The following is a 24147-nucleotide window of genomic DNA, read 5'->3' as shown; positions in this document are numbered from 1 at the left end:
ATGGACAACAATCTCGCGATCATCGTCCTGGCCGCGGGCCAGGGCACGCGCATGAAGTCGGCGACGCCGAAGATCCTCCACCCGCTCGCGGGTGCACCGATCATCGCCCACGTGCTGGCGACCGCCCGGGCGCTCGACGCCGCGCACGTCGTGGCCGTCGTGCGGCACGAGCGCGACCTCGTCGCCGGCGCGATCGAGACGGAGCTGCCCGGCACGATCATCGTCGACCAGGACGAGGTCCCCGGCACGGGCCGCGCGGTCGAGCAGGCCGTGGCCGCGCTCCCCGACGACTTCACGGGCGACGTGCTCGTGCTGAACGGCGACGTGCCACTGCTGAACGCGTCGACCCTCGCCGGGCTGCTCGAGCGGCACCGCTCCGACGAGCTCGCGGCATCCGTGCTCTCGGCCCGCTACGACGACCCGACCGGCTACGGGCGCATCGTCCGCAGCGCGGAGGGCGCGTTCGACCGCATCGTCGAGCAGAAGGACGCGACCGAGGACGAGCTCGCGATCGACGAGATCAACGCGGGCGTGTACGCGTTCGGAGTCGGGGCCCTGCGCGACCAGCTCGCGAACCTCACGACCGACAATGCGCAGGGCGAGAAGTACCTGACCGACATCATCGCGCTGCTGCGCGAGGCCGGCTCCGAGGTGAAGGCCCGGCCAGTGTCCGAGGCATGGCTCGTCGCGGGCGTCAACGACCGCGCCCAGCTCTCCGAGACCGCCGCCCGCCTGAACGCGCTCATCGTGCGCGGCTGGCAGCTGAACGGCGTCACGATCGAGGATCCCGCCACGACCTGGATCGACCTCGCCGTGCGCATCGAGCCCGACGTCACCGTGCGGCCGGGCACCCAGCTCAAGGGTGCGACGGCCATCGCCACCGGCGCCGTCGTCGGCCCCGACACCACGCTCCTCGACTGCGAGGTCGGCGAGCGCGCCGAGGTGAAGCGCACGGATGCCACGCTGGCGGTCATCGGCCCCGACGCCTCCGTGGGCCCCTTCGCCTACCTGCGCCCCGGCACCGTGCTCGATGCCGAGGGCAAGATCGGCACCTTCGTCGAGACGAAGAACGCGCACATCGGCCAGGGCAGCAAGGTGCCGCACCTGTCGTACATCGGCGACACCGAGATCGGCGAGGGCTCGAACGTCGGCGCGGGCTCGATCACCGCGAACTACGACGGCGTGAACAAGCACCGCACCACGATCGGCTCCCACGTGCGCACCGGGTCGCACGGCGTCTTCGTCGCGCCCGTTACGATTGGGGACGGAGCGTACACGGGGGCAGGCACGGTCGTCCGCAAGGACGTGCCGTCCGGGGCGCTCGGCGTGAACGTCGCCCCGCAACGCAACATCGACGGATGGGTCGAGCAGCACCGGGCAGGGACCGCGGCCGCGCAGGCGGCCGAGGCCGCGCGCGAGGCGGGTGAGACCGACGGCGAATGAGAACCCGGCTGGGCCGGCGGGAAGGACTGTGACCATGTCGGGAATCGAGACCACCGGATCCAAGCGCCTCGTCCTCGTGTCGGGGCGTGCGCATCCGGACCTCGCCAAGCACATCGCCGCCGAGCTCGGCAGCGAGCTCGTCCCGACCGATGCCCGCACGTTCGCCAATGGCGAGCTGTACGCGCGCTACGACGAGAGCGTCCGCGGGTCCGACGCGTTCGTCATCCAGTCGCACGCCGCGCCGATCAACGAGTGGCTCATGGAGCAGCTCATCATGGTCGATGCGCTCAAGCGCGCGTCGGCGAAGCGCATCACCGTCGTCTCCCCGTTCTACCCCTACGCCCGCCAGGACAAGAAGGGCCGGGGCCGCGAGCCGATCTCGGCGCGCCTGGTCGCCGACCTCTACAAGGCGGCGGGCGCCGACCGGATCATGTCGATCGACCTGCACGCCGCCCAGATCCAGGGCTTCTTCGACGGCCCCGTCGACCACCTCTTCGCCATGCCGGTGCTGCTCGAGGAGTTCAAGAACTCGCTCGACCCCGAGACCCTCACGGTCGTGTCGCCCGACATGGGCCGCGTGCGCGTCGCCGACATCTGGTCCGACAAGCTCGGCGTGCCGCTCGCGATCATCCACAAGCGCCGCGACCCGCTGGTGCCGAACCAGGTGTCGGTGCACGAGATCGTCGGCGAGGTCGACGGCCGCGTCTGCCTGCTGGTCGACGACCTGATCGACACGGGTCGCACGATCGTGAAGGCCGCCGAGGCGCTCAAGGCGAACGGCGCCACCGGCGTCGTCGTCGCGGCCACGCACGCCGTGTTCTCGAACCCGGCGACCGAGATCCTCCAGTCCGACTTCATCGACCGCGTCGTGGTGACCGACACGCTGCCGCTGCCCGAGGAGAAGCGCTGGGACCGCCTCACGGTGCTGCCCATCGCGCCGCTGCTGGCCCGCGCCATCCACGAGGTCTTCGAGGACGGCTCGGTCACGAGCATGTTCGACGGGGCGGCCTGATGGCGGATGCCACGGCGAAGCCCTGGCTCACGAGCTACGCCGACGGCGTCCCGCACTCGCTCCCCGCGCCGTCGGGATCGCTCGTCGACCTGATCCACGACTCGGTCCGGGAGTACCCCGACCGGCCCGCGCTCGAGTTCTTCGGCCGCACGACGACGTACGCCCAGCTGGGCGAGCAGGTGGACCGCGCCGCCGAGGGACTCCGGCGACTCGGCGTGCAGCCCGGCGACCCGGTGGCGATCGTGCTGCCGAACTGCCCGCAGCACATCGTCGCGTTCTACGCCGTGCTGCGGCTGGGTGCGATCGTGGTCGAGCACAACCCGCTGTACACGCCGCGCGAGCTGCGCCACCAGTTCGAGGACCACGGCGCGCGCGTCGTGATCGCGTGGGACAAGGTGGTCGCGTCGATCCAGGACTTCCCCGACGACCTCGCGATGCGCCACATCGTCTCGGTCGACCTGACGCGGGCGATGCCGTGGACGACACGTGCCGCGCTGCGCCTGCCGATCGCGAAGGCGCGCGAGTCGCGCGCGGCCCTCACGACCGCGGTGCACGGCACGGTCCCGTGGCGGGAGCTCGTGGCATCCGACCGCATCGAGCCCCACATCCATGCGCCGCGCTCGAGTGACGTCGCGCTCATCCAGTACACGAGCGGCACGACCGGGAGCCCGAAGGGCGCCACGCTGACGCACGCGAACCTGCTCGCGAACGCCGCGCAGGCGCGCGCGTGGGTGCCCGACATCGCGCGGGGCACGTCGGTCGTGTACGCCGTGCTGCCGATGTTCCACGCCTACGGGCTGACGCTGTGCCTGACGTTCGCGATGAGCATGGGCTCCCGGCTCGTGCTGTTCCCGCGGTTCGACCCGGACCTGGTGCTGAAGGCCGTCCGCCGGCATCCTCCGACGTTCCTGCCGGCGGTGCCGCCGATCTACGAGCGCCTGACGAGCGCCGCCGCGGAACGCGGGGTCTCGCTCGAGGGCATCAGCATCGCGATCTCGGGCGCCATGCCCCTCTCCGCCTCGGTCGTCGAGCCGTGGGAGGAGCGCACGGGCGGGTACCTCGTCGAGGGCTACGGACTGTCGGAGTGCTCACCGGTGCTCATGGCGAACCCGGTCGCCGACACCCGGAAGGCCGGGACGGTGGGCCTGCCGCTGCCCGACACCGAGTGCCGCGTGGTCGACCCGGACGAGCCGATGCGCGACGTGCCGGCGGGGGAGCGCGGCGAGCTCGTCGTGCGCGGGCCGCAGGTCTTCGGCGGTTACTGGAAGAAGCCGGAGGAGACGGCGGCGGTCTTCGTCGACGACCCGGCGGGCGGCGCCCCGTGGTTCCGGACGGGCGACATCGTCACGATCGACGAGGACGGCTTCGTGCGCATCGTCGACCGCATCAAGGAGCTCATCATCACGGGCGGCTTCAACGTCGCGCCGAGCGAGGTCGAGGACGCCATCCGGCAGCATCCGGACGTCGAGGACTGCGCGGTCGTCGGCCTGCCGGACGAGCGCTCGGGCGAGCAGGTCGTCGCGGCCGTCGTGCTCCGCGCGGGCGCGGAGCTCGACGCCGAGGAGATCCGCACCGTGGTCCGGGACCGGCTGACGCCGTACAAGGTGCCGCGCCGGGTGGTCCAGGTCGACGACCTGCCGCGGTCGCTCATCGGCAAGGTGATCCGGCGTCAGGTGCGCGACGGGCTGATCGCGGACTAGGTGCGCGACGGCCTGATCGCGGACCAGGTCCGCGCGGCGGCCCCGCCGTCAGGTCTCGCGGCCGGTGTTCGTCGGCTTCGGCGACGCCGGCATGAGCCCGAGGTTGCCGATGACGGTCGACGTGCCCGAGGGGGCGACGGCGATGCACAGCCAGCCGGGGCCGCCGCGGGCGAACAGGTCGAACTCGACGCGGGAGTCGTCGAGGAGGCTGAGGTCGGCCACGTAGGCGGCGCAGGCGCGCGCCGCGGCGGATCGCGCGACGCCGATCCCGGACAGCACGACCGGGAGCACCATGGCCGCGAGGGCCAGCAGGACGGCGATGCGGATGACGCGTCGACGCCGGTCGCCGATGACCGGGCCGTCGTCGACCCCGCCCGGGTCGTCCCAGCCGCCGCTCGCTCCGGGATTCACCATGCGCCGCTCGCGAGGATCGACCACGCCGCGGCGAGGCAGGCGAGGAGGGTGGCGCCGAGGGCGGTCCACGCCATCGGCAGGGGCAGCGGCAGCGGGGTGCCGGCGGCGTCGAGCGCGCGACGGCGCTGCCACCCGACGCCCAGGATGACGGCCGAACCGACCAGGATCACGACGGATGCCGCGACGAGCGTCGTGCGCTCGGAGAGCACGCCCTCGCGGAGCACGAGCAGCCCGTTCACCGCGATGGCGAAGGACGTGCGCGACCACGCCAGTGCGGTGCGCTCGGGCTGCAGGCCCGGGTCGCGCGGCACGGCGTGGTCGGTCACCGGGTCACCAGGAAGAGCACGGCGAGCAGCCCCGCGGCGAGCAGCCCGACGCCGGAGAGCAGCGGCAGCACCCAACTGAACGGGAGCGGGCCGTTGCGGCGCATGGCGATCTCGTTGGCGCGCCAGCGGGTGTACGCGCCGACGCTGAGCACGGCGGCCGCGATGGCCAGGACGATCGCGAGCACCAGCACGACGACGCGCGGCTCGAGCTCGGTCGCGAACTGGTGCAGCAGCACCCCGCCGGCGAGCAGCGCCAGGGCGGTGCGGATCCACGCGAGGAAGGTGCGCTCGTTGGCGAGCGTGAACCGGTAGTCCGGGTCGGCGCCCTCACGGCGCCACGACGGTTCGCGCACGGGCCTCCTTCCTCGCGTGGTCCGCGTGACGTCAGTTCGAGGACTCGATCGTGATCTCGGAGCGGTCGCCCGACCAGAGCGTGTGGAACACGCCGGGCTTGTCGACGCGCCGGTAGGTGTGCGCACCGAAGAAGTCGCGCTGGCCCTGGATCAGGGCGGCGGGCAGGCGGTCGGCGCGGAGGCCGTCGTAGTACGCGAGCGAGGACGAGAACGCCGGCGTCGGGATGCCCGCCTGCGCGGCCGTTGCGACGATGCGCCGCCACGGGGCCTGGCCGCCGGTGATCGCGTCGCGGAAGTACGGGGCGACGGCGAGGGCGACGAGCGACGGGTCCTCGGCGTACGCGTCGGAGATGCGGTTGAGGAAGCGGGCGCGGATGATGCAGCCGGCGCGCCAGATCTTCGCGATGTCGCCCTTGTGGATGTCCCAGCCGAACTGCTCCGCGCCGGCGATGATCTCGTCGAAGCCCTGCGAGTAGGCGACGATCTTCGAGGCGTAGAGCGCCTGTCGGACGTCCTCGATGAAGCCGTCGACGTCGTCGACCTTCCACTCCGTCTCGGGGCCGGGGAGGTCGGCGGCGGCCTCGCGCTGCGCGCGACGGGAGGAGAGGCTGCGGGCGAAGACCGCTTCGGCGATGCCCGACGTGGGTACGCCGAGGTCGAGCGCGTTCTGGACGGTCCACGCGCCGGTGCCCTTCGCGCCGGCCTCGTCGAGGATGACGTCGACGAGCGGCGCCCCGGTCTCGGCGTCGACCTGGCGGAGCACCTCGGCGGTGATCTCGATGAGGTAGCTCTCGAGCTCGCCGGTGTTCCACTCGGCGAACACGTCGGCGATCTCGGCCGGGGACTTGCCGGTGCCGCGGCGGATGAGGTCGTACGCCTCGGCGATGAGCTGCATGTCGGCGTATTCGATGCCGTTGTGCACCATCTTCACGAAGTGGCCGGCGCCGTCGGTGCCGACGTGGGTCACGCAGGGCTCGCCGTCGGGTGCGACCGCGGCGATGGTGCGCAGGATCGGTCCGAGCGTCTCGTACGACTGGGCGGTGCCGCCGGGCATGAGCGACGGGCCGTGGAGCGCGCCCTCCTCGCCGCCGGAGACGCCCATGCCGACGAAGTGGATGCCGCTGGCCTTCAGGTCGGCCTCGCGCCGGATGGTGTCGTGGAAGTTCGCGTTGCCGCCGTCCACGATGATGTCGCCCGGCTCGAAGCGGGAGGCGAGCTCGGAGATGACGGCGTCGGTCGGGGCGCCGGCCTTCACCAGGATGATGGCGGTCCGCGGCCGCGCGAGCGAGGCCACGAAGTCGTCGTAGGACTCGGAGGCGACGAAGCCGGCCTCGGGGTGCTCGGCCGTCAGCGTGCGCGTTCGGTCGGGGTGGCGGTTGAAGACCGCGACGGTGTTGCCCTCGCGACCGGCGAGGTTGCGGGCGAGGTTGGAGCCCATGACGGCGAGGCCGACGACTCCGATGTTCGCGGTGGCGGTGGTGGTGCTCTCGGACATGCTCACGGCTCCTGCGTCGGTGCGGTTTCCCGGCACCACGCTAGCAGGGCGGCGCCGGTGAGAAATCTGACGCCAATCAGTATCGCATCGAATAAGTATGATTTAAAACGGAGGTCGTGACGTGACGCATCCCCGTCCGATCCGAACGCCGGCGGGCCTCACGCGCCGGGCACGGACCTGGGCAGGTCGCGCCACGTGCGCGCCACGTCGTCGGCCGTCCGACCGAGCACCCGGAGCATGGCCTCGCGTGCGGCCTCCGGCCGGCCCGCGAGGATCGCATCGGCGACGTCGACGTGCCACTGCATCGCCTCCTCGCTGGGGTGCGCCGGCATGAGCCCGCTCGACGCGCGGCCGCGCAGCACCTCGCCGATCGCGTCGCCCAGCGCCGCGAACATCTCGTTGCCCGACGAACGGAGCACGGTCCGGTGGAACTCGATGTCGCGTTCGAGGAATGCCCCGGCGTCGCCCGCGCGCCCGGCCGCCCGCATCGCCGCGGCGATCGCCATGAGCTCGGTCCCGTGCTCGGCGGGCGCGAACCGCGCCGCGAGCTCGGCCGCGACCGGCTCCACCGCCGTGCGGAGCTCGGTGAGCGACCGGAGCTGCGCGCCCTTCCGCTCGGATTCGAGCCGCCAGCGGATGACCGAGGGGTCGAAGACGTTCCACGACGCCATCGGCAGGACCCGGATCCCGACCCGGCGCACGGACTCGACGAGGCCGAGCGACTGCGCGACGCGCACCGCCTCGCGCACCACCGAGCGCGAGACCCGCAGGTCGGCCTCGAGCACCTCGGTGCGGAGCACCGTGCCCGACGCGAGTTCGCCCGAGACGATCCGCGAGCCGAGGTGCTCGACGGCGAGGTCGTGCAGGCGGGAACCCATGCGGCGAGCATATCGGCGCGTCCCCGCACGGGGTTCGAGGGGCGGGCGCGGTGCGGACGGCGGGCCCGGGTGCGAAGGGCGGGCGGGGTGCGGAGGACGGACGTCGCGCTCGATCACCGTGCGCGACGCGGATATCGTGAACCGTGTCCGCGAGCGGCGGCGGTGGGAGACGGACGTGCGCGACGTGATCATCGTGGGGGCCGGCCCGGTCGGCGCCCTCCTCGCGGCCGAGCTGCAGCGCCGGGGTCTCGACGTGGAGCTGCTCGAACGGCGCGAGGTCGCGGGACTCGGCAGCCGGGCCGTCGGCGTGCACCCGCCGGTGCTCGCCGCCCTGGAGGCCTCCGGCACGACCGAGCGGCTGCTCGCGGGCGCCGTGCGGGTCGGCCGGGGCGAGGCCCGGTCTGCGGGCGAGGTCATCGGCGTCGTCCACTTCGACCGCCTGGCGGCGCGATTCCCGTTCGTCGCGATGCAGCCCCAGCACCGCACCGAGGCGGCGCTGGCGGTTGGCGGACCCGCACCGGTGCGCGGGGCGACGGTTCGCGCGGTGCGGTCCGCGCCCGACCGGGTGGTCGTGCGCGTCGAGCTCGCGGGAGCCGTCGCCGAGCGCGCGGCGCGCCTCGTCGTCGTGGCGTCGGGAGCGTCGGGCCGGACACTCGTCTTCCGACCCGACCGGGCGGTCGCGCGGGACTACGGCGACCGCTACCTGATGGCCGACGCCGACGTGGGCGAGCGGCCCGACTCCAACGTGGCGATCGTGCACCTGCATCGCACGGGCGTGCTCGAGTCGTTCCCCCTGCCCGGCGGCCGGCGGCGATTCGTCGCCTGGGACCGACCCGGTGCCGAGGCATCCGGTCCGGCCCGGGCCGATCGCCTGCGGCGCGCCCTCGACGTGCGGGGCGAGGCCGACGCCGCGGGCGCGATCTCCGAGGCCGCGTCATTCGGCGTGCGCCGCTTCGTCGCCCCGTCGATGCGCCGCGGCCGCGTGCTCGTCGTCGGGGACGCGGCGCACGAGGTCAGCCCGATCGGCGGGCAGGGGATGAACCTCGGCCTGCTGGACGCCGTCACGCTCGCGCCCCTGCTCGCGCGGTGGATCGCCACGGGCCGGGAGCCGCGGTCCGCGCTCGCCCGCTGGGAACGGCGACGCGTGGCCTCGGCGCGGGTCGCCGCCCGCCTCGCGCACCTCAACACCGCACTCGGCCGCCCCCGGGCGCTGCCGGGCGACGCCGCGCGCCGCGCGGCGCTCCGGCTGGGACTCGCGCCGCCGCTGGGGGAGCTCTTCGCGCACGCGTACGCGATGGGATTCGACCGCGACGCGTGAACCGGCCTCAGTCCGACGCGGGTCCGTGCTGCTCCCGCCATCGTCGTGCGGCGCGGGCCCGACGCGTCAGCAGCCGGTCCAGTCGCCGGAAGTCCCGGGCGAGGATCAGGTGGTGGGTCACCCAGTCGGGCAGCCATCCGACCTGCCAGCGCAACGCTCCGCCGAGCTCGCCGCGGTAGTCGGCCCGGATCCGCGTCTCGGCTCCCGATGGCCGGCACGCGTACTCGACCCGCGCGTTCCAGGGCCCGGACGAATGCCACACCACGCGGTGCTCGTCGAGTTCCTCGAGCGTGTCGATGAAGTGCGCCCGGAAGGGCCCGATGCGGTCCGTCGCCATCCAGCGCGTGCCGACGCGGACGGGGCCGTCGTCGATCTGCCGGCGGAACTCGACGGCCGGCGCGAAGTCGTGCCATCGCAGCGGATCGGTGAGGTACGGGAACACCGACTCGATCGGATGGTGCACCGTAGCGTCGACGACGATGCGGCGTTCCCACCCCCGTCGCCGCGATGCGGCCGCGGGCCGGCGTCCGTCGGTCCGGCCCTCGCCCCGAAGCGGGTGGTCGTCCACGGGCGTGAGTGTATTTCCCCGGTCCCGTCGCACGCAATCGTCCGCGGTCCCGCACGACGGACGGCCCGCGAGGCGGGACGGCGCCGGGTGTAGACTCCGGCGTGTTCGCCGCGGGTCGCGGCATCCGCCCGCTGCTCCGCGACGGGATCGGGGTTGCCGATGGCCGAGAAGCTGCCGTCGTCCGGCTCGCTGCCCGACGGAGAGGTCGCGGGATGCGACACGTCGGGCATGATCCTCGTCCACCGCATCTTCCGCTGGCTCTACCGCGAGCTCCCGCTGCTCGTCCGCGACGTGCCGGAGGGCGACGTGGAGCGTGCCGGGGTCGTGGGGGTCTACGCCAGGCTCGACTTCTTCGCCCTCCACCTGCATCACCGGACCGAGGACACCGTGCTCTGGGATCGCCTCGCCGCCCGCGAGCCCGCCTGCGCGATGCACGTGGAGCTGATGCGCGCGCAGCACGCGGAGGTCGCGTCGCAGCTCTCCCGCATCGAGCCCCAGCTCGGGCCGTGGCTCGAGACCGCCGACCCGGAGCGTCGCGACGCGTTCGCCGGCGACATCGAGGCCCTGCGGGAGACGCTCGTCGCGCACCTGGGCCAGGAGGAGGACGACATCCTCCCGGTCGCCGGTGCGGTGATGTCCCAACGGGAGTGGGACGAGCTCGAGGCGCACACGCGTGCCGAGCTCATGGCGCGCCGCAGGGACTTCCCGCGGGACGTGCTGTCGCTCCAGCTCGGACTGCTCCTCGCGAGCGTCCCGGAGGACGAGCGCGACGAGTGGTACCACGCGAACGTCCCCGCACCGATCCGGCTGCTGTACCTGCTCCTCATGAAGCGGCGGTACGACCGTGCGATGCAGGAGCTCTACCCCGACCGGCCCGTGCCGTCGATGTTCTGACCGTCGCCGTTCCGACCGCCCGCCCCGGGGCACCGCCACCGTCCGTCCGCGGGTCCCGGGTCAGGCCGCGAGCACGCGCCCGGCGGCGACGAGCTGCACGGCCAGGAGCAGGGCGGCCAGCATGACGAGCCGGAAGAGCGTGCGCGACGGCGGCCGCAGGAACGCCACGGCCAGCGTCGTCGCCGCGACCACGACGACGGCCGCGAAGCACGCCCACGAGAACGCCGGGATCGCCGACGGGTCGCCGGCCGACGATCCGACCAGCACCACCACCGCGCCCGCGACGACCGCGACCGCGGCGACGGCCGACGACACCCGCGGACCCCAGCGATGCGGGAGGCCCCGGATGCCGGCGGCGGCATCGTCGTCGAGGTCGGGGAGCACGTTCGTCAGGTGCACCGCCGCACCGAGCGCGGCGCCGGCGATCCAGGTCCACGGCGGCGCGACGGCGGGCTCGGGCGCCGACAGGGTCGCGAGGCTCGGGAAGATCCCGAAGCTCACGAGGAACGGCACGATCGACGCCGCCGTGGACTTCAGCCGCGCGTTGTAGGACCAGGCCGAGCCGAGGGCGAGCGCGTGGGCGGCGAGCATCCCCCAGCCGAGCAGCGCCGACAGCACCAGCGCGGCCGCCAGCGCGGCGAGCGCGGCCACCCAGGCGATGCGGACCGAGACCTCGCCGCGCGCGATCGGCTTGTCCTCCCGTTCCGCCATGCGGTCGCGCGGCGCATCGATCGCGTCGTTCGAGATCCCGACCGAGAGCTGCCCGGCGAAGACCGCCAGGGCGAGCACGCCCATGCGCGCCGCATCGAGCCCGGCCGACCACCCCAGCGCCACCGCGAGCGCGGTCACGATCGAGGTCGGCCCGGGGTGCGACGATCGCCACAGGGCCCCCGGGGTGCTCACGGGCACGATGGTCTCACATCCGCGTCGGCGCACGGGCGGTGGTCGGCGCCCGGTGGGGCGAACGCCGGCCGCGGCATCCGGTAGACTGACCCATTGAACTTCGGCGAGGGATGCCGCCGGAGCCGGGCTCGCCCCGGTGCGGCATCCGTGATCGACGCGGTGGAACGAGACTCACGGCTGTTCCTCACGCTGGCTGCGCCTGACGCAGTGCCGGGCGTTCGAGATGACACAACAGAAACCCACTCTGGGCCGCGAGCCCGCAAGGAGCCATCACCATGGACGAAGACAACAAGATCCTCGCCGAGCTGCGCGAGTCGTTCGGCAAGGGCGCGGCGCGCAAGATCCGTGCCGCCCACAAGATCCCCGCCGTCCTCTACGGCCACGGCAGCGAGCCCAAGCACGTGACGCTGCCCGGCCACGAGACCGCCCTGCTCATCCGCAAGGCCAACGCCGTGATCGACCTCCAGCTCGAGGGCAAGAGCCAGCTCGCCCTGGTCAAGGACGTCCAGAAGGACCCGGTGCACCAGATCATCGAGCACATCGACCTCATCGTCATCAAGCGCGGCGAGAAGGTCCAGGTCGAGGTGCCCGTGCACGTCGAGGGCGAGCCCGTCTCCGGCACCATCGCCGACCTCGACGCGCACACCCTGCTGCTCGAGGTCGAGGCGACCCACATCCCCGAGAACGTCGTCGTCAGCGTCGAGGGCCTCGACGAGGGCACGCAGCTGCTCGCGAAGGACGTGGAGCTGCCCAAGGGCGCGACGCTCATCACCGACGCCGACGTGCTCGTCGTGAACGTGCACGTGCCGCAGAAGGTCGACCTGGGCGAGGAGCCCGAGGCCGCCGAGGGCGAGGAGGCCGCTCCGGCCGAGGTCGCCGAGGGCGAGGCCGCCGAGGAGGAGTCGGCCGAGTAGTCGGTCCCCCGTCGTCGCGAGGGTCCGCGGCGCCGCATCCGGGTACGCTCGGATCGCGGGGCCGCGGGCCCTCCGCCGTTCCCACCACCACCCGCCCCGGAGGCATGCGTGAACCTCATCGACCGCCTCCTGCACCGCCGGAAGGACGAGGCCGTGTCCGACAACACCTGGCTCGTGGTCGGCCTCGGCAACCCCGGCGCCCAGTACGCCGGCAACCGCCACAACGTCGGCCAGATGGTGGCGGACGAGCTCGCGTCGCGCCTCGGCGCGACGTTCAAGAGCCACAAGACGCCGTCGCGCGTCGCCGAGGGGTTCCTCGGCCCGGGCCGGCCGAAGCTCGTGCTCGCCAAGCCGAACAGCTACATGAACACCTCCGGCGGTCCGGTCTCGGCGCTGCTGAAGTTCTACTCGCTCGACGTCGACCGCCTGATCGTGGTGCACGACGAGCTCGACATCCCGTTCGACACGGTGCGGCTGAAGCGGGGCGGCGGCCACGGCGGCCACAACGGGCTGCGCGACATCCAGAAGGCGGCGGGGTCGCCCGACTTCACGCGAGTGCGCGTCGGCATCGGCCGGCCGCCGGGACGGATGGATGCCGCGGACTACGTGCTCCGGGACTTCGCCGGCTCCGAGCGCGACGCCCTGGCGAACCTGCTGGCGGATGCCGCGGACGCCGTCGAGGCGGTCGTCGAGCACGGTCTCGTGGCGGCGCAGCAGCGCTTCCACTCGCCGGCCTGAACCGCGGGCGACTCCGCGGGGCCGCACCGGGCCTGAGGGCGCCAGGGTCTCCCGCCGACTTGACCCTGCACCGTGGTGCAGGGTCGAGCATGTGGGCATGACCACTCGAACCGCCCCCGCACCCCGCCCCGCACCCGGACCGGCCGAGCCGGCCACGACCGCGCTGAGCGCGCCGAGCCGATGGGAACGACGCGTTCCCCTGGGCCGCGCCGGGGCCGTCTACGACCTCGTCGTGACGGTCGGATTCGCCACGCCGTGGACCGCGGCCGCGCTCCTCGACCTCCAGCGCGCCGCGCATGCCGCGCTCGGCCTCCCCGGCATCCCGACGCCGGCGTTCGGGCCGGTCGAGCTGATGTTCACCGCGATGATGGGAACCGCCGTGACGATGTGGGCCCTGGCGCGCATCAGGTATCCCTTCGCGTCGCTGATCGCGATCGACACCGGCGGACGCGTAGCCTTCTCGGCGTGGATGGTGACGGCGCTGCTCACCGGGGCGAGCCCGGTGGTCCTGGGCTTCCTGGCGTTCGAGGTGCTGTGGGGGATCCTGCAGGGGATCGGCGTCGCGAGGGCCCTGCGGTGATGCACACGTCCGAACTCGCCGCGGCCGCGGGCGTGCCCGTCAGCACGCTCCGGTTCTACGAGCGGCGCGGGCTGATCGACGAACCCGAGCGCTCCCGAGCCGGCTACCGGCGCTACGCGGCCTCGACGGCGGCGCGGCTCCGCTTCATCGGCCGGGCCAAGGCGCTCGGGTTCACGCTCGCCGACATCGCCGGGTTCCTCGAGCTCTCCGACCTCGGGCGACCGCCGGAGGTGCCCGGGCTCGTGGCGGCTCGGATCGACGACCTCGACCGGAGGATCGCCGATCTGCAGCGGGTCCGGACCGCGCTCGCCGGGATCGCCGATCGGCCGCCCGAAGCCGGGGGATGCCCCGTGATCGATGCGCTGGGGTCGCCCGACGGTGCGACTGCGGAGCGGGCCGCGCCGGAGGGCGGCGCGGAACGGTCGCTGCCGGGCTGAGGCCGCGGCACCGGTCACCCGGGCTGCGTGCAGCGGCTCGTCGACCTGAGGATGACGCGAGGCGATCCGCTCTCGATGCTCGCCGTGATGTACGTCACCAGGAGTCGCCGGTCGACGAGCTTCGCACGCAGCGGCTCGGTGCGGTACTGCGGTCCGCGGTACTCCCAGCCGTCCGCCGACGTGAACTCCGTGCCGAGGGCGTTGACCCACGCCACGCGATCGAGCGCCGGATCCAGGTCGACGAGGCGGCGCACGTGCACCTCGTCGCCGCCCGAGCCGGTCACGCAGCCCTCCACCTCGCTCGACTGGGTCGAGGCCAGCACCATGTCCGCCGGAAGGGTCTGCTCGATCTGGTCGAACACCTCGGTGAGCTCGCCCTCGGCGGCCGCGGTCGTCGCGGGTCTCGGGTCGGGCACGGAGCGCGTCGCGATCCACGCGACGAGGACGAGGACGGCGACGGCGACGATCGAGATGAGCGTGATGCCGGGCCGCCATCGGGTGGGACGACGGGTCATGGGCCGACGCTATCCCACGCGGTCAGATGAGGCCGCGAAGGAACTCCTCCGGCGTGACTCCGGCCTCGCGTGCGCGCTCGACGAGGCGGGTGTGCTCATCGGTGGTGAGCTCGAGCGTCAGCGTGCGCCAGTCGGCACTGGGGTCGTCGAAGTCGAAGAGGGTCGTGTCCTCCGACTCGCGATCGGCGAGCACCGCGGCCGCCGGGACCGGGTCGGGCGTCTCGGCGGGTCCGGCGGCGCCGGCGTGCCCGGCGAGGGCGCCCCCCGCGGCATCCGCCGGGTCGCACTCGCGCGTCCAGCCGGGGCCGGCGGGGATGTCGCCGCCGCTGCGGAACGCGGTGGCCACGGCGCGGGCGCGGTCGTCGGCAGCCTCGTTGGCCGGGTGCCCGGCGTGGCCGCGGACCCACTCGAACCGGTAGCGGCGACCCGCGAGCTCGGCGTCGAGCGCCTCCATCAGCTCGCGGTTCAGTACGGGCGAGCCGTCGGCCTTGCGCCAGCCCTTGCGCTTCCAGTTGGGCATCCACTTGGTCACCGCGTTGATCACGTACTGGCTGTCGCACTGGACGAGCAGTTCGTCGTCGAGGTGCGCGGTCGCACGGAAGAGCTCGAGCACCGCGGTCAGCTCGCCCTGGTTGTTCGTCGCGCGCGGCCAGCCGCCCGCCGCCCAGCAGCCGTCGTCGACGTACCAGCACCAGCCGGCCGGGCCGGGATTGCCGAGGGCGGAGCCGTCTGCGGCGGCGATGATCATGCCGGTCCTTCCGTTCGGTGCGGGGCGGCGACCATGCTATCGGCGCGCACCGACGGGATCGGTGTCAGGGGGCGCGCGTAGACTGCTCCGGTGATCCTGCAGGGCTTGAACACGGCGCTTTCGCGCGCCTCCACGATCGACCGAGCCCTCGCCGAGGCGGAGCGGAACGCCGACTTCTCGGCACCGTCGGGGCTCGACGCGCCGCTGCTCGCCGGCCTGCTCGCCCGCCGCGCCGCCGCGGGGCATCCGCCCGTGCTGTTCGTCGTGACGGCGACCAGCCGCGAGGGCGAGGCGCTGCGCAGTTCGCTGGAGCCGTACCTCGACGACGCCGAGGTGCTCGAGTTCCCCGCGTGGGAGACCCTGCCCCACGAGCGCCTCAGCCCGAGCGCCGAGACCGTCGGGCGGCGCCTGCACGCGATCCGCCGGATGGCGACCTGGGCCGACGACGGCGCGCGGCGTCCGCTGGTCGTCGTCGCGTCGGTGCGCGCCGCCCTCCAGCCCGTCGCCGACAACCTCGCAGGCCTCGCCCCGATCGAGCTGACCGCGGGCGCCCGGGGCAACGACCTCTCCGAGCTCGCGACCCGGCTCGTCGACCTGGCGTACGCGCGCGTCGACATGGTGTCGCGCCGCGGCGAGTTCGCCGTGCGCGGCGGCATCCTCGACGTGTTCCCGCCCACCGCCGCCCACCCCGTCCGCGTCGACTTCTTCGGCGACGAGGTCGAGGAGCTGCGCGCCTTCTCGGTCGCCGACCAGCGCTCGCTGCCCGAGCCGGTGGAACGCCTCGTGCTCGCGCCGAGCCGCGAGCTGCTGCTCACCGCGCCGGTCCGCCAGCGCGCCCGCGAGATGGTGCACGAGTTCCCGAACCTGTCCGGCATGCTCGAGCGCATCGCCGAGGGCATCCCGGTCGAGGGCATGGAGTCGCTCGCGCCCGCCCTGCTGGATCGTCTCGTGCCCGTGACGTCGTACCTGCCCGAGGGCGCCGCCGTCGCCGTGGTCGGCCCCGAGCGCGTGGCCGGCCGCGCCGTCAGCCTCGCCGAGACCAACCGCGAGTTCCTCGCCGCCGCGTGGGATGCCGCGACCGCCGGGGCCGCAGCCCCGATCGACCTCGCGGCGGGCGACTTCCTGACCCTGCGCGACCTGCGCGAGTCCGTCCTGTTCAGCGCGCCGGGCGATCCCGACCCGGGATGCGTGTGGTGGACCTTCTCGAGCTTCGACCAGGGCGACGCCGTCGAGGCGGTCGGCGTCGCGCCGGGCGATGCGGACGCCTCCTACGTGCGCGTCGCCGCGACCGGCGTGCCGAGCTTCCAGGGCAACGTCGAGGGCGCCGTGGCGCACGTCGGCGAGCGACTCCGCGACGGCTGGAGCCTCGTCGTCGCGGCGGCGGGGCACGGGCTGGTCGAACGCGCGCGCGACGTGCTCGCCGAGCACGCGCTCGCCGGCCGCATCGTCGACGCCGTGCCCGAGGCGCTCGAGCCCGGCGTCGCCTACCTCGTGCAGGCACAGGCCGCGGCGGGCTTCGAGGTGCCGGACGCGAAGCTCGGGCTCGTCGCCGAGGCCGAGTTCTACGGCCGCTCCGCCGGCTACGACAGCCGCCAGGTCAAGAAGCTCGCGAGCCGGCGGCGCAACGTCGTCGACCCGCTGCAGCTCAAGGCCGGCGACCACGTCGTGCACTCCACGCACGGCATCGGCCGCTTCGTCGAGCTCGTGCAGCGCGAGGTCGCGGGCGCGCGGCCGACCGGGCCGAGCCGCACCGCGGGCATCAAGCCGCCGCCGAAGACGGTCCGCGAGTACGTCGTGCTCGAGTACGCGCCGTCCAAGCGCGGCCAGGCGGGCGACCGGCTGTACGTGCCGATGGACCAGCTCGACCTGCTCAGCCGCTACGTCGGCGGCGAGGCGCCGAGCCTGTCGAAGATGGGCGGCAGCGACTGGGCGCAGGCGAAGAGCCGCGCGCGCAAGGCGGTGCGCGACATCGCCGTCGAGCTCGTGAAGCTCTACTCGGCCCGCATGGCGGCCAAGGGCCATGCGTTCGGGTCCGACACCCCGTGGCAGCACGAGCTCGAGGAGGCGTTCCCGTACGCCGAGACGCCGGACCAGCTGCAGACCATCGACGAGGTCAAGGCCGACATGGAGCGGCCCATCCCGATGGACCGCCTGCTCGCGGGCGACGTCGGCTTCGGCAAGACCGAGGTGGCGGTGCGCGCGGCGTTCAAGGCGATCCAGGACGGCAAGCAGGTCGCGATGCTCGTGCCGACGACGCTCCTCGTCAAGCAGCACCTCGAGACGTTCTCCGAGCGGTTCGCCGGCTTCCCGGTGCACGTGCGCGCGCTCAGCCGCTTCCAGACCGACAAGGAGGTGCGCGAGACGGTCGCCGGCCTGGCCGACGGCACGATCGACATGGTCATCGGCACGCATCGCATCCTCACCGAGAAGGTCTCGTTCAAGGACCTCGGCCTCCTGGTCATCGACGAGGAGCAGCGCTTCGGCGTCGAGCACAAGGACCAGTTGAAGAAGCTCAAGACGAACGTCGACATCCTCGCCATGAGCGCGACGCCGATCCCGCGCACGCTCGAGATGGCGGTGACCGGCATCCGCGAGATGTCCACGCTCGCGACGCCGCCGGAGGATCGCCACCCGATCCTCACGTTCGTCGGCCCCTACTCCGACCAGCAGGTCGGGGCGGCCATCCGACGCGAGCTGCTGCGCGAGGGCCAGGTGTTCTTCGTGCACAACCGGGTGTCGTCGATCAACCGGGTCGCCGCCCGGCTCGCCGAGCTCGTGCCCGAGGCCCGCATCGCCGTCGCCCACGGGCAGCTCAACGAGCACGTGCTCGAGCAGATCGTCGTCGACTTCTGGGAGCGCAGGTTCGACGTGCTCGTCTCGACGACGATCATCGAGACGGGCCTCGACATCTCGAACGCGAACACGATCATCATCGACCGCGCCGACAAGTACGGGCTCAGCCAGCTGCACCAGCTGCGCGGGCGCGTGGGCCGTGGGCGCGAGCGCGCATACGCCTACTTCCTCTACGACCCGGCGAAGCCGCTGACCGAGACCGCCCACGACCGGCTGTCGACGATCGCCGCGAACAACGAGCTCGGCAGCGGCATGCAGGTCGCACTGAAGGACCTCGAGATCCGCGGCGCCGGCAACCTGCTCGGCGCCGAGCAGGCGGGCCACATCGCGGGCGTCGGCTTCGACCTTTACCTCCGGATGATCGGCGAGGCGGTGAACGCCTTCCGCGGCGAGGTCGCCGAGGGGCAGACCGAGCTGCGGCTCGAGCTGCCGGTCGACGCGCACATCCCTGACGACTACGTCGACAGCGAGCGCCTGCGGCTCGAGGCCTACCAGAAGCTCTCCGCCGCGAGCGGGCCCGCCGCGAAGGACGGCCAGATCGACCTCGTGGTCGAGGAGCTCGTCGACCGCTACGGCGAGCTTCCCGAGCCCGTCGAGCACCTGGTCGCGGTCTCGCGGCTGCGTCGGAAGGCGCAGCAGGCCGGCCTGTCGGACGTCATCGCGACGGGCTCGAAGCTGCGGCTCGGCCCGGCACGGCTGCCCGACTCGCGCCGCGTGCGGCTCGAGCGGATGTACCCGGGCGCGCGGATGTTCCCGCAGAACGACGTCATCCTCGTGCCGTTCCCCACGCCGGGAGGCGAGGCGCCGGGCGACGGCGACCTCATCGAGTGGGTGTCGAACCTGATCGGCGCGATCTTCCCGGCCGAGCAGCCCGCTCCCGACGCGGCCGCCGCCGCGCGCTGACGCCGCCCGAGCGGGGCGCGGCTCAGTGCGCGAACGCGCCGCCCGTGCCGGGCTGCGCGCCGGCCGCCCGGTACTGGCGGGAGCGCACCGACACGAGGATCGCCGAGGCGACGATCGCGATGCCCGAGCCGAGCAGGACGGCGAGCGTGCCGAGGTCGATGACCTCGCCCTTGCCGGCGAACGCGAGCTCGTTCATGAGCAGCGACACCGTGAAGCCGATGCCGCCGAGCGCGCCGACGGTGGCGAGGTCGCCGATCGTGAGCGGGACCCCGGTCCGTCGTCGGGCGACGAGGAGGCCGACGCCGCCGGCGAGGATGATGCCGACGAGCTTGCCGACCGGCAGCCCGACGAGGATGCCCCAGAACGCCGGGTCGAGCTCGCGCGGGTGCACCTGCGGGATGACGACCATCGCCGCCGAGAACGCGAACAGCGGCAGGACGACGCCGTTCGACCACGGCTCCAGGTCGTGCGCCGCACGACCGCCGGGGCGGCGGGCCATGACGAGGCCCAGGACCACGCCCGCGATGGTCGCGTGCACGCCCGACTGGTAGACGAAGTACCACGTGAGCACCGCGAGGGCCCAGAGCACCACCGCGACCGGCCACTGCGGCCGGCGGCGCAGGATCCACTCGGAACGCGGCTTCAGCAGGCGGCTCACGGCGCCGAAGAGCGCGACCGTGATCGCCGCGAAGCCGAGGGCTGCGAGGTCGGCGTCGGTCGTGAAGAAGAACGCGATGATGAGGATCGCGATGAGGTCGTCGATGACCGCCAGCGCGAGGAGGAAGACGCGCACGCGCGTCGGGATCCAGCGGCCGAACACCGCGAGCACGCCCAGGGCGAAGGCGATGTCGGTCGCGGTCGGGATCGGCCAGCCCTCGGTCGTGTCGGTGCCGATCGTGAAGGCCAGGTAGATGAGCGCCGGCACGATGACGCCGCCGATCGCGGCGATCGTGGGCAGCAGCGCCTTCGACAGCGAGTTGAGCTCGCCGATGACGAGTTCGCGCTTGAGCTCGACCGCGACGACGAAGAAGAAGATCGCCAGGAGCCCGTCGCTGATCCAGTGGTCGATCGACAGGTCGAGGCCGATCCACGGCATCGGGATGTGCGCGTCCATCAGGCCGATGACCGACGGGCCGAACGGCAGGTTCGCGATGAGCAACCCGAGCACGGCGGCTGCGAGCAGCAGCACGGAGGCGAGGCGTTCGGAACGGAGGAGGTTCATGTGGCTCCAGGTCGGACGGCGCCGGGGGAGTGGTCGGCGCTCCTCCGGGTTCGTGATGGACGGCGGCGGGGTCGTCGACCGCGCCGGCATTCCGCCGGCGCGCTCGCCTCCAGCCTATCCGACCCGGCCGTCCCGACCCGGCGCGGGCGGGCGGGACCCCCGGCTGGCCACGGCCGCGGCCGGGCGCTCAGACGAGGTAGGTGATCGCGAGCATCGCGGTCGTCGTGAGCGTGATCGTGTAGGGCAGCGCCATCCACAGCATCCGCACGTATCCGAGCCGGATGAGCGGGGCGAGCGCGGAGGTCAGCAGGAACAGGAACGCGGCCTGCCCGTTCGGCGTCGCGATGCTCGGGACGTTCGTGCCCGCATTGACCGTGATGGCGAGCGCCTCGTACTGGTCGCGCGTGATCGCCCCGAGGTCGAACGCGTGCGACACCTCCGTGATGTAGACCGTGGCGACGAACACGTTGTCGCTGATCGCCGAGAGCGCGCCGGTCGCGAGGAAGAGGAGCGTCAGCTGCTGCTGCCCCTCCTGCGCGAGGTCGAACTCGATGAGCGGCGTGAACAGGCCCTGGTCGTTGATCATCGCGACGATGGCGAAGAAGGTGACGAGGAGGGCCGCGAACGGCAGGGCGTCCTGGAACGCCCGCCCGAGCGAGTGCTCGGTGATGATGCCGTTGAACGCCGTCACGAGCACGATGACCATCAGCCCGATCAGGCCCACCTCGGCGAGGTGGAACGCGAGGGCCGCCACCAGCAGGAGCGCCGTGACGCCCTGCACGATCAGGCGGACGCGGCGGCGCGGGTCGTGACGGGCGGACTCGCGGCGGTCCCAGCGCTCCATGACCTCGCGGACGGATGCCGGGAGCTCGGCGCCGTACCCGAACCACCGCGTCCGTTCGAGCAGCAGCGTGGTGCCGAGCCCGACGATGAAGACGGGCAGCGAGACGGGCAGCATGTGGACGAAGAAGTCCATGAAGCCCCAGCCGAGCAGTTCGCCGATGACGAGGTTCTGCGGCTCGCCCACGAGCGTCGCCAGGCCCCCGAGCGCCGTGCCGACGGCGGCGTGCATCATGAGGTTCTGCAGGAACAGCCGGAACCGATCGAGGTCGCCCCGGTGCGGGTCGTTGACGAGCTCGTCGTCCTCGTGGTCGTGGTCGTCGTCGAACCCGCGGTCCGACGCGAACCGGTGGTACACGGAGTAGAGCCCGGTCGCGACCGCGATCACGACGGCGATCACCGTGAGCGCGTCGAGGAAGGCCGACAGCAGCGCGGCCGCGACGACGAACGTGAGCGACAGCAGCAGCTTCGAGCGGACCGCGACGAGCAGCTTCGTGAAGACGACGAGCAGCAGCTCGCGGATGAAGTAGATGCCCGCGACCATGAAGATCAGCAGCAGGATCACCGCGAAGTTCTGCGTCGTCTCGTGGTACACGCTCTCGGCGCTGGTCATGCCGATGGCGACGGCCTCGATGGCGAGCAGCCCGCCCGGCTGCAGCGGATAGCAGGTCAGCGCCATGGCGAGCGTGAAGATGAACTCGGCCACGAAGAGCCATCCGGTCACGAACGGCCCGAACGCGACGAGCACGAGCGGGTTGACGACGAGGAAGGCGACGATGGTCGCCTTGTACCAGCGGGGCGCGTCGCCGAGGAAGTTGCGTGCGGTCGCGCCGGCGAACTGCCGGACCGTCACCGGAGTCCGGCCCGTCTGGGCGTTCATGGGTCCCCTGTCTGGCGACGAGGTCGCCGGGTTGCGAAGCGATCGGCGCGCGCGGCGCGGATCGGCCGACCAGTCTTCCCGGCTCTCCATTCACGATCCTATCGGCGCCTAGCATGGCTGCGTGGGCCCGCGGCATCGCCGCACGACCACGCAGCGGAAGCAGGGGAGGACGCATGGGCGAGGCGCGAGCGGGCGGCAGGACCCGGGCGGATGCCGCGGAGCGGGCGCCGATCGTGCCGGGCGGCACCGCCACCGGACTGGAGGAGCTCGTCGAGACGGTGGCGCTCCTGCGCGCGCCGGGCGGGTGCCCGTGGGACGCCGACCAGACCCACGAGTCCCTCGTGCAGTACCTCGTCGAGGAGTGCTGGGAGCTCATCGACGCGATCGAGTCGGGCAGTCGCGAGGAGATGATCGAGGAGCTCGGGGACGTGCTCTACCAGGTGCTCTTCCACGCCGACCTCGCCGCGCACACGCCCGGCGAGGACTTCGACATCGACGACGTGGCCCGTCACATGACGGCGAAGATGGTGGCGCGGCATCCGCACGTCTTCGGCGATCGGGAGGCCGAGACCGCGGCCGACGTCGTCGCGTTCTGGGACGACCTCAAGGCGAGCGAGAAGCCGCACCGCACGAGCGTGCTCGACGGCGTGCCGCAGGGCATGCCCGCGCTCGCGCTCGCGCAGAAGCTGCTCGGCAAGGCCGAGCGGGTCGGGGTGACCCGGGCGCCGACGGACGCCGCGGTCGCGCCGCGCACGGAAGCCGAGCTCGGCGACACCCTGATGGCGCTCGTCGCGTCCGCGCGGTCGCAGGGCCTGGACGCGGAGCGCGCGCTGCGCGCGGCCGTCCGGGGGCTGCAGGAGGACGTGCGGGCCGCGGAGGCCTGAGCGCGGCCCGGTTCGGGGCGCGGCGTCCGCTTTGGAAGAATGGACGCATGGCCCAGACCGTGACGCCCCCGCGCGGCATGCGCGACTTCCTGCCCGCCGAGAAGTCCCGCCGCGAGCACGCCCTCTCGATCATCCGCGGGGTGTACGCGACGCACGGGTTCGACGAGATCGAGACGCCGGTCATGGAGGACTCCTCGCGCCTGCACGCGGGCCTCGGCGGCGACAACGAGAAGCTCGCCTTCGCGGTCATGCGGCGCGGGCTCACCCCCGACGACCTCGCCGCGGCCGCCGAGTCCGGCGACGCGCTCGCACTCGCCGACCTGGGCCTGCGCTACGACCTGACCGTGCCGCTCGCCCGCTTCTACGCGACCCACCGGGCCGCGCTGCCCCCGGTCTTCCGCGCGATCCAGATCGCGCCGGTGTGGCGGGCCGAGCGGCCGCAGAAGGGCCGCTACCGCCAGTTCGTGCAGTGCGACATCGACATCATCGGCGAGGCCGGGCCCATGGCCGAGCTCGAGCTGCTGACCGCGACGGTGGCCGCGCTCGACGCGCTCGGCCTCGAGGGCTGCCGCATCCGGTTGAACGACCGGCGCATCCTGGCGGGGATCCTCGGCTCCTGGGGCGTGCCCGAGGAGCTGCGCGAGCGGGCGCTCATCACGATCGACAAGCTCGACAAGATCGGGCCCGACGGGGTGGCCGCCGAGCTCGCGACGCTCGGCGTCGAGAAGGCCGACGTGGCCGCCGAGCTGCGGCAGCTCGCGACCGCCGACTGGCACCTCGCCGACGGCACCGCCCCGCCGCCCGCGTGGCTCGACCTCGAGGCCTACGGCGAGCTCATCGTGCTCCGCGACGCGGTGCCGGGCGCCGGGGTCGACTTCGACCCGACGCTCGTGCGGGGCATGGGGTACTACACGGGCACGATCTTCGAGATCGCGCACCCCGACCACGGCTACTCGCTCGGCGGCGGCGGCCGCTACGACCACATGATCGGCCGCTTCCTCGGCCAGGAGGTGCCGGCCTGCGGCTTCTCCATCGGCTTCGAGCGCATCGTCGACCTGCTCGCCGTGCGCGACGACGGCCGGCCGCGCTCGGTGGTGCTCGTGCACGGCCGCGACCTCGCGGCGCGCGACCTGCTCGCCCTCAAGCACGAGCTCGTGGCCTCCGGCACCCGGGTGCGCTTCGAGCGCCGAACCAAGAACCTGCGCGGGCTCCTCGAGCGCGTCTCGGGCGACGGGTTCGACGCGTGGGCGCCGGTCACCGCCGAGACGACGGATGCGGCGTCGCTGGAGTTCCGCGACCTCGGGGCCGGGAGCTGAGGCGCGCGGCCTC

23 protein-coding genes are annotated in these 24147 nt (G+C 73.0%); 12 read left to right on the top strand and 11 right to left on the bottom strand.

The annotated features are described in order from the left end of the window. The 3 genes from glmU to ABD230_RS05470 are packed head-to-tail and all read left to right on the top strand — an operon-like array spanning position 1 to position 4155. Positions 1-1443, top strand: coding sequence for a bifunctional UDP-N-acetylglucosamine diphosphorylase/glucosamine-1-phosphate N-acetyltransferase GlmU (gene glmU / locus ABD230_RS05480; RefSeq protein ID WP_344370021.1), 1443 nt, complete (start codon positions 1-3; stop codon positions 1441-1443). A gap of 34 nt (positions 1444-1477) precedes the next feature. Next, positions 1478-2455 carry a ribose-phosphate diphosphokinase gene (locus tag ABD230_RS05475; protein ID WP_344370020.1) on the top strand — a complete coding sequence of 326 codons (978 nt, stop codon included), beginning with the start codon at positions 1478-1480 and terminating at the stop codon, positions 2453-2455. Beyond that, on the top strand, positions 2455-4155 hold the full coding sequence (locus ABD230_RS05470; RefSeq protein WP_344370018.1) for a long-chain-fatty-acid--CoA ligase: 1701 nt from the start codon (positions 2455-2457) through the stop codon (positions 4153-4155). Before ABD230_RS05475 ends, ABD230_RS05470 begins: the two co-directional genes overlap by 1 nt. Before the next feature lie 48 nt (positions 4156-4203). Here the strand turns inward: ABD230_RS05470 and ABD230_RS05465 are convergent, their stop codons facing one another. The 5 genes from ABD230_RS05465 to ABD230_RS05445 form a co-directional block, all read right to left on the bottom strand. Further along, positions 4204-4569 (bottom strand): hypothetical protein, encoded by a 366-nt coding sequence (locus ABD230_RS05465; RefSeq protein ID WP_344370016.1) that lies wholly within the window; start codon positions 4567-4569, stop codon positions 4204-4206. Then, positions 4563-4895: a DUF202 domain-containing protein gene (locus ABD230_RS05460; protein WP_344370015.1), complete on the bottom strand. Its 333-nt coding sequence runs from the start codon at positions 4893-4895 to the stop codon at positions 4563-4565. Before ABD230_RS05460 ends, ABD230_RS05465 begins: the two co-directional genes overlap by 7 nt. Continuing rightward, positions 4892-5248: a YidH family protein gene (locus ABD230_RS05455; protein WP_344370013.1), complete on the bottom strand. Its 357-nt coding sequence runs from the start codon at positions 5246-5248 to the stop codon at positions 4892-4894. The genes ABD230_RS05460 and ABD230_RS05455 overlap by 4 nt, the downstream gene beginning before the upstream one ends. A gap of 31 nt (positions 5249-5279) precedes the next feature. Further along, positions 5280-6743 (bottom strand): NADP-dependent phosphogluconate dehydrogenase, encoded by a 1464-nt coding sequence (gene gndA / locus ABD230_RS05450; RefSeq protein ID WP_344370012.1) that lies wholly within the window; start codon positions 6741-6743, stop codon positions 5280-5282. A 158-nt stretch (positions 6744-6901) separates the two neighbouring features. Beyond that, on the bottom strand, positions 6902-7621 hold the full coding sequence (locus ABD230_RS05445; RefSeq protein WP_344370010.1) for a FadR/GntR family transcriptional regulator: 720 nt from the start codon (positions 7619-7621) through the stop codon (positions 6902-6904). Positions 7622-7757: 136 nt separating this feature from the next. Here ABD230_RS05445 and ABD230_RS05440 point away from each other — a divergent pair, with 136 nt between their 5' ends. Beyond that, positions 7758-8939, top strand: coding sequence for an FAD-dependent oxidoreductase (locus ABD230_RS05440; protein ID WP_344370009.1), 1182 nt, complete (start codon positions 7758-7760; stop codon positions 8937-8939). 7 nt (positions 8940-8946) lie between these two features. Here the strand turns inward: ABD230_RS05440 and ABD230_RS05435 are convergent, their stop codons facing one another. Next, positions 8947-9507 (bottom strand): SRPBCC family protein, encoded by a 561-nt coding sequence (locus tag ABD230_RS05435; protein WP_344370007.1) that lies wholly within the window; start codon positions 9505-9507, stop codon positions 8947-8949. A 159-nt stretch (positions 9508-9666) separates the two neighbouring features. Between ABD230_RS05435 and ABD230_RS05430 the strand changes: the two genes are divergently transcribed. Next, positions 9667-10401, top strand: coding sequence for a hemerythrin domain-containing protein (locus ABD230_RS05430; protein ID WP_344370005.1), 735 nt, complete (start codon positions 9667-9669; stop codon positions 10399-10401). A gap of 60 nt (positions 10402-10461) precedes the next feature. On the opposite strand, the gene ABD230_RS05425 is transcribed toward ABD230_RS05430, so the two are convergent. Then, positions 10462-11304 (bottom strand): UbiA family prenyltransferase, encoded by an 843-nt coding sequence (locus tag ABD230_RS05425; protein ID WP_344370003.1) that lies wholly within the window; start codon positions 11302-11304, stop codon positions 10462-10464. A gap of 275 nt (positions 11305-11579) precedes the next feature. Here ABD230_RS05425 and ABD230_RS05420 point away from each other — a divergent pair, with 275 nt between their 5' ends. The 4 genes from ABD230_RS05420 to ABD230_RS05405 all read left to right on the top strand — a co-directional run bounded on the left by ABD230_RS05420 (position 11580) and on the right by ABD230_RS05405 (position 13973). Further along, a complete protein-coding gene (locus ABD230_RS05420; protein WP_344370001.1) occupies positions 11580-12218 on the top strand; it encodes a 50S ribosomal protein L25/general stress protein Ctc in 639 nt (212 codons plus the stop codon). Positions 12219-12371: 153 nt separating this feature from the next. Next, positions 12372-12956: an aminoacyl-tRNA hydrolase gene (pth, locus tag ABD230_RS05415; protein ID WP_344370125.1), complete on the top strand. Its 585-nt coding sequence runs from the start codon at positions 12372-12374 to the stop codon at positions 12954-12956. A 97-nt stretch (positions 12957-13053) separates the two neighbouring features. Then, complete coding sequence (locus ABD230_RS05410; RefSeq protein ID WP_344369999.1) at positions 13054-13536, top strand: hypothetical protein; 483 nt, start codon at positions 13054-13056, stop codon at positions 13534-13536. Then, positions 13536-13973, top strand: coding sequence for a MerR family transcriptional regulator (locus ABD230_RS05405; protein ID WP_344370124.1), 438 nt, complete (start codon positions 13536-13538; stop codon positions 13971-13973). Before ABD230_RS05410 ends, ABD230_RS05405 begins: the two co-directional genes overlap by 1 nt. Before the next feature lie 14 nt (positions 13974-13987). Here the strand turns inward: ABD230_RS05405 and ABD230_RS05400 are convergent, their stop codons facing one another. After that, complete coding sequence (locus ABD230_RS05400; RefSeq protein WP_344369998.1) at positions 13988-14488, bottom strand: hypothetical protein; 501 nt, start codon at positions 14486-14488, stop codon at positions 13988-13990. A 22-nt stretch (positions 14489-14510) separates the two neighbouring features. Further along, positions 14511-15236: a ribonuclease H family protein gene (locus ABD230_RS05395; RefSeq protein WP_344369997.1), complete on the bottom strand. Its 726-nt coding sequence runs from the start codon at positions 15234-15236 to the stop codon at positions 14511-14513. Between the two features lie 90 nt (positions 15237-15326). On the opposite strand from ABD230_RS05395, the gene mfd reads away from it, so the two are divergent. Continuing rightward, complete coding sequence (gene mfd / locus ABD230_RS05390; RefSeq protein ID WP_344369995.1) at positions 15327-18992, top strand: transcription-repair coupling factor; 3666 nt, start codon at positions 15327-15329, stop codon at positions 18990-18992. A 22-nt stretch (positions 18993-19014) separates the two neighbouring features. Here the strand turns inward: mfd and nhaA are convergent, their stop codons facing one another. Both nhaA and nhaB read right to left on the bottom strand, forming a co-directional pair. After that, on the bottom strand, positions 19015-20214 hold the full coding sequence (gene nhaA, locus ABD230_RS05385; RefSeq protein WP_344369993.1) for a Na+/H+ antiporter NhaA: 1200 nt from the start codon (positions 20212-20214) through the stop codon (positions 19015-19017). Positions 20215-20401: 187 nt separating this feature from the next. Continuing rightward, a complete protein-coding gene (gene nhaB, locus ABD230_RS05380; RefSeq protein WP_344369992.1) occupies positions 20402-21934 on the bottom strand; it encodes a sodium/proton antiporter NhaB in 1533 nt (510 codons plus the stop codon). A gap of 173 nt (positions 21935-22107) precedes the next feature. On the opposite strand from nhaB, the gene ABD230_RS05375 reads away from it, so the two are divergent. Both ABD230_RS05375 and hisS read left to right on the top strand, forming a co-directional pair. Then, positions 22108-22818, top strand: a complete 711-nt coding sequence (locus ABD230_RS05375; RefSeq protein ID WP_344369991.1) for a nucleoside triphosphate pyrophosphohydrolase — start codon at positions 22108-22110, stop codon at positions 22816-22818. Between the two features lie 47 nt (positions 22819-22865). Continuing rightward, entirely contained in the window at positions 22866-24134 is a 1269-nt protein-coding gene (hisS, locus tag ABD230_RS05370; RefSeq protein WP_344369989.1) for a histidine--tRNA ligase, read from the top strand. Positions 24135-24147: the final 13 nt, after the last annotated feature.

The organism is Agromyces tropicus (assembly GCF_039531345.1).
In the GTDB taxonomy this organism is placed as follows: domain Bacteria; phylum Actinomycetota; class Actinomycetes; order Actinomycetales; family Microbacteriaceae; genus Agromyces; species Agromyces tropicus.
Note: the sequence above shows the minus strand (reverse complement) of the source record. Positions and strands in the feature narration are given on the sequence as shown.

What these genes read in the sequence shown, in the direction of transcription:
- glmU (WP_344370021.1), top strand. Translation starts at nt 1, where the DNA reads ATGGACAACAATCTCGCGATCATCGTCCTGGCCGCGGGCCAGGGCACG.
- ABD230_RS05475 (WP_344370020.1), top strand. Translation starts at nt 1,478, where the DNA reads ATGTCGGGAATCGAGACCACCGGATCCAAGCGCCTCGTCCTCGTGTCG.
- ABD230_RS05470 (WP_344370018.1), top strand. Translation starts at nt 2,455, where the DNA reads ATGGCGGATGCCACGGCGAAGCCCTGGCTCACGAGCTACGCCGACGGC.
- ABD230_RS05465 (WP_344370016.1), bottom strand. Translation starts at nt 4,569, where the DNA reads ATGGTGAATCCCGGAGCGAGCGGCGGCTGGGACGACCCGGGCGGGGTC.
- gndA (WP_344370012.1), bottom strand. Translation starts at nt 6,743, where the DNA reads ATGTCCGAGAGCACCACCACCGCCACCGCGAACATCGGAGTCGTCGGC.
- ABD230_RS05445 (WP_344370010.1), bottom strand. Translation starts at nt 7,621, where the DNA reads ATGGGTTCCCGCCTGCACGACCTCGCCGTCGAGCACCTCGGCTCGCGG.
- ABD230_RS05430 (WP_344370005.1), top strand. Translation starts at nt 9,667, where the DNA reads ATGGCCGAGAAGCTGCCGTCGTCCGGCTCGCTGCCCGACGGAGAGGTC.
- ABD230_RS05420 (WP_344370001.1), top strand. Translation starts at nt 11,580, where the DNA reads ATGGACGAAGACAACAAGATCCTCGCCGAGCTGCGCGAGTCGTTCGGC.
- ABD230_RS05410 (WP_344369999.1), top strand. Translation starts at nt 13,054, where the DNA reads ATGACCACTCGAACCGCCCCCGCACCCCGCCCCGCACCCGGACCGGCC.
- ABD230_RS05405 (WP_344370124.1), top strand. Translation starts at nt 13,536, where the DNA reads ATGCACACGTCCGAACTCGCCGCGGCCGCGGGCGTGCCCGTCAGCACG.
- ABD230_RS05400 (WP_344369998.1), bottom strand. Translation starts at nt 14,488, where the DNA reads ATGACCCGTCGTCCCACCCGATGGCGGCCCGGCATCACGCTCATCTCG.
- ABD230_RS05395 (WP_344369997.1), bottom strand. Translation starts at nt 15,236, where the DNA reads ATGATCATCGCCGCCGCAGACGGCTCCGCCCTCGGCAATCCCGGCCCG.
- nhaA (WP_344369993.1), bottom strand. Translation starts at nt 20,214, where the DNA reads ATGAACCTCCTCCGTTCCGAACGCCTCGCCTCCGTGCTGCTGCTCGCA.
- nhaB (WP_344369992.1), bottom strand. Translation starts at nt 21,934, where the DNA reads ATGAACGCCCAGACGGGCCGGACTCCGGTGACGGTCCGGCAGTTCGCC.
- ABD230_RS05375 (WP_344369991.1), top strand. Translation starts at nt 22,108, where the DNA reads ATGGGCGAGGCGCGAGCGGGCGGCAGGACCCGGGCGGATGCCGCGGAG.
- hisS (WP_344369989.1), top strand. Translation starts at nt 22,866, where the DNA reads ATGGCCCAGACCGTGACGCCCCCGCGCGGCATGCGCGACTTCCTGCCC.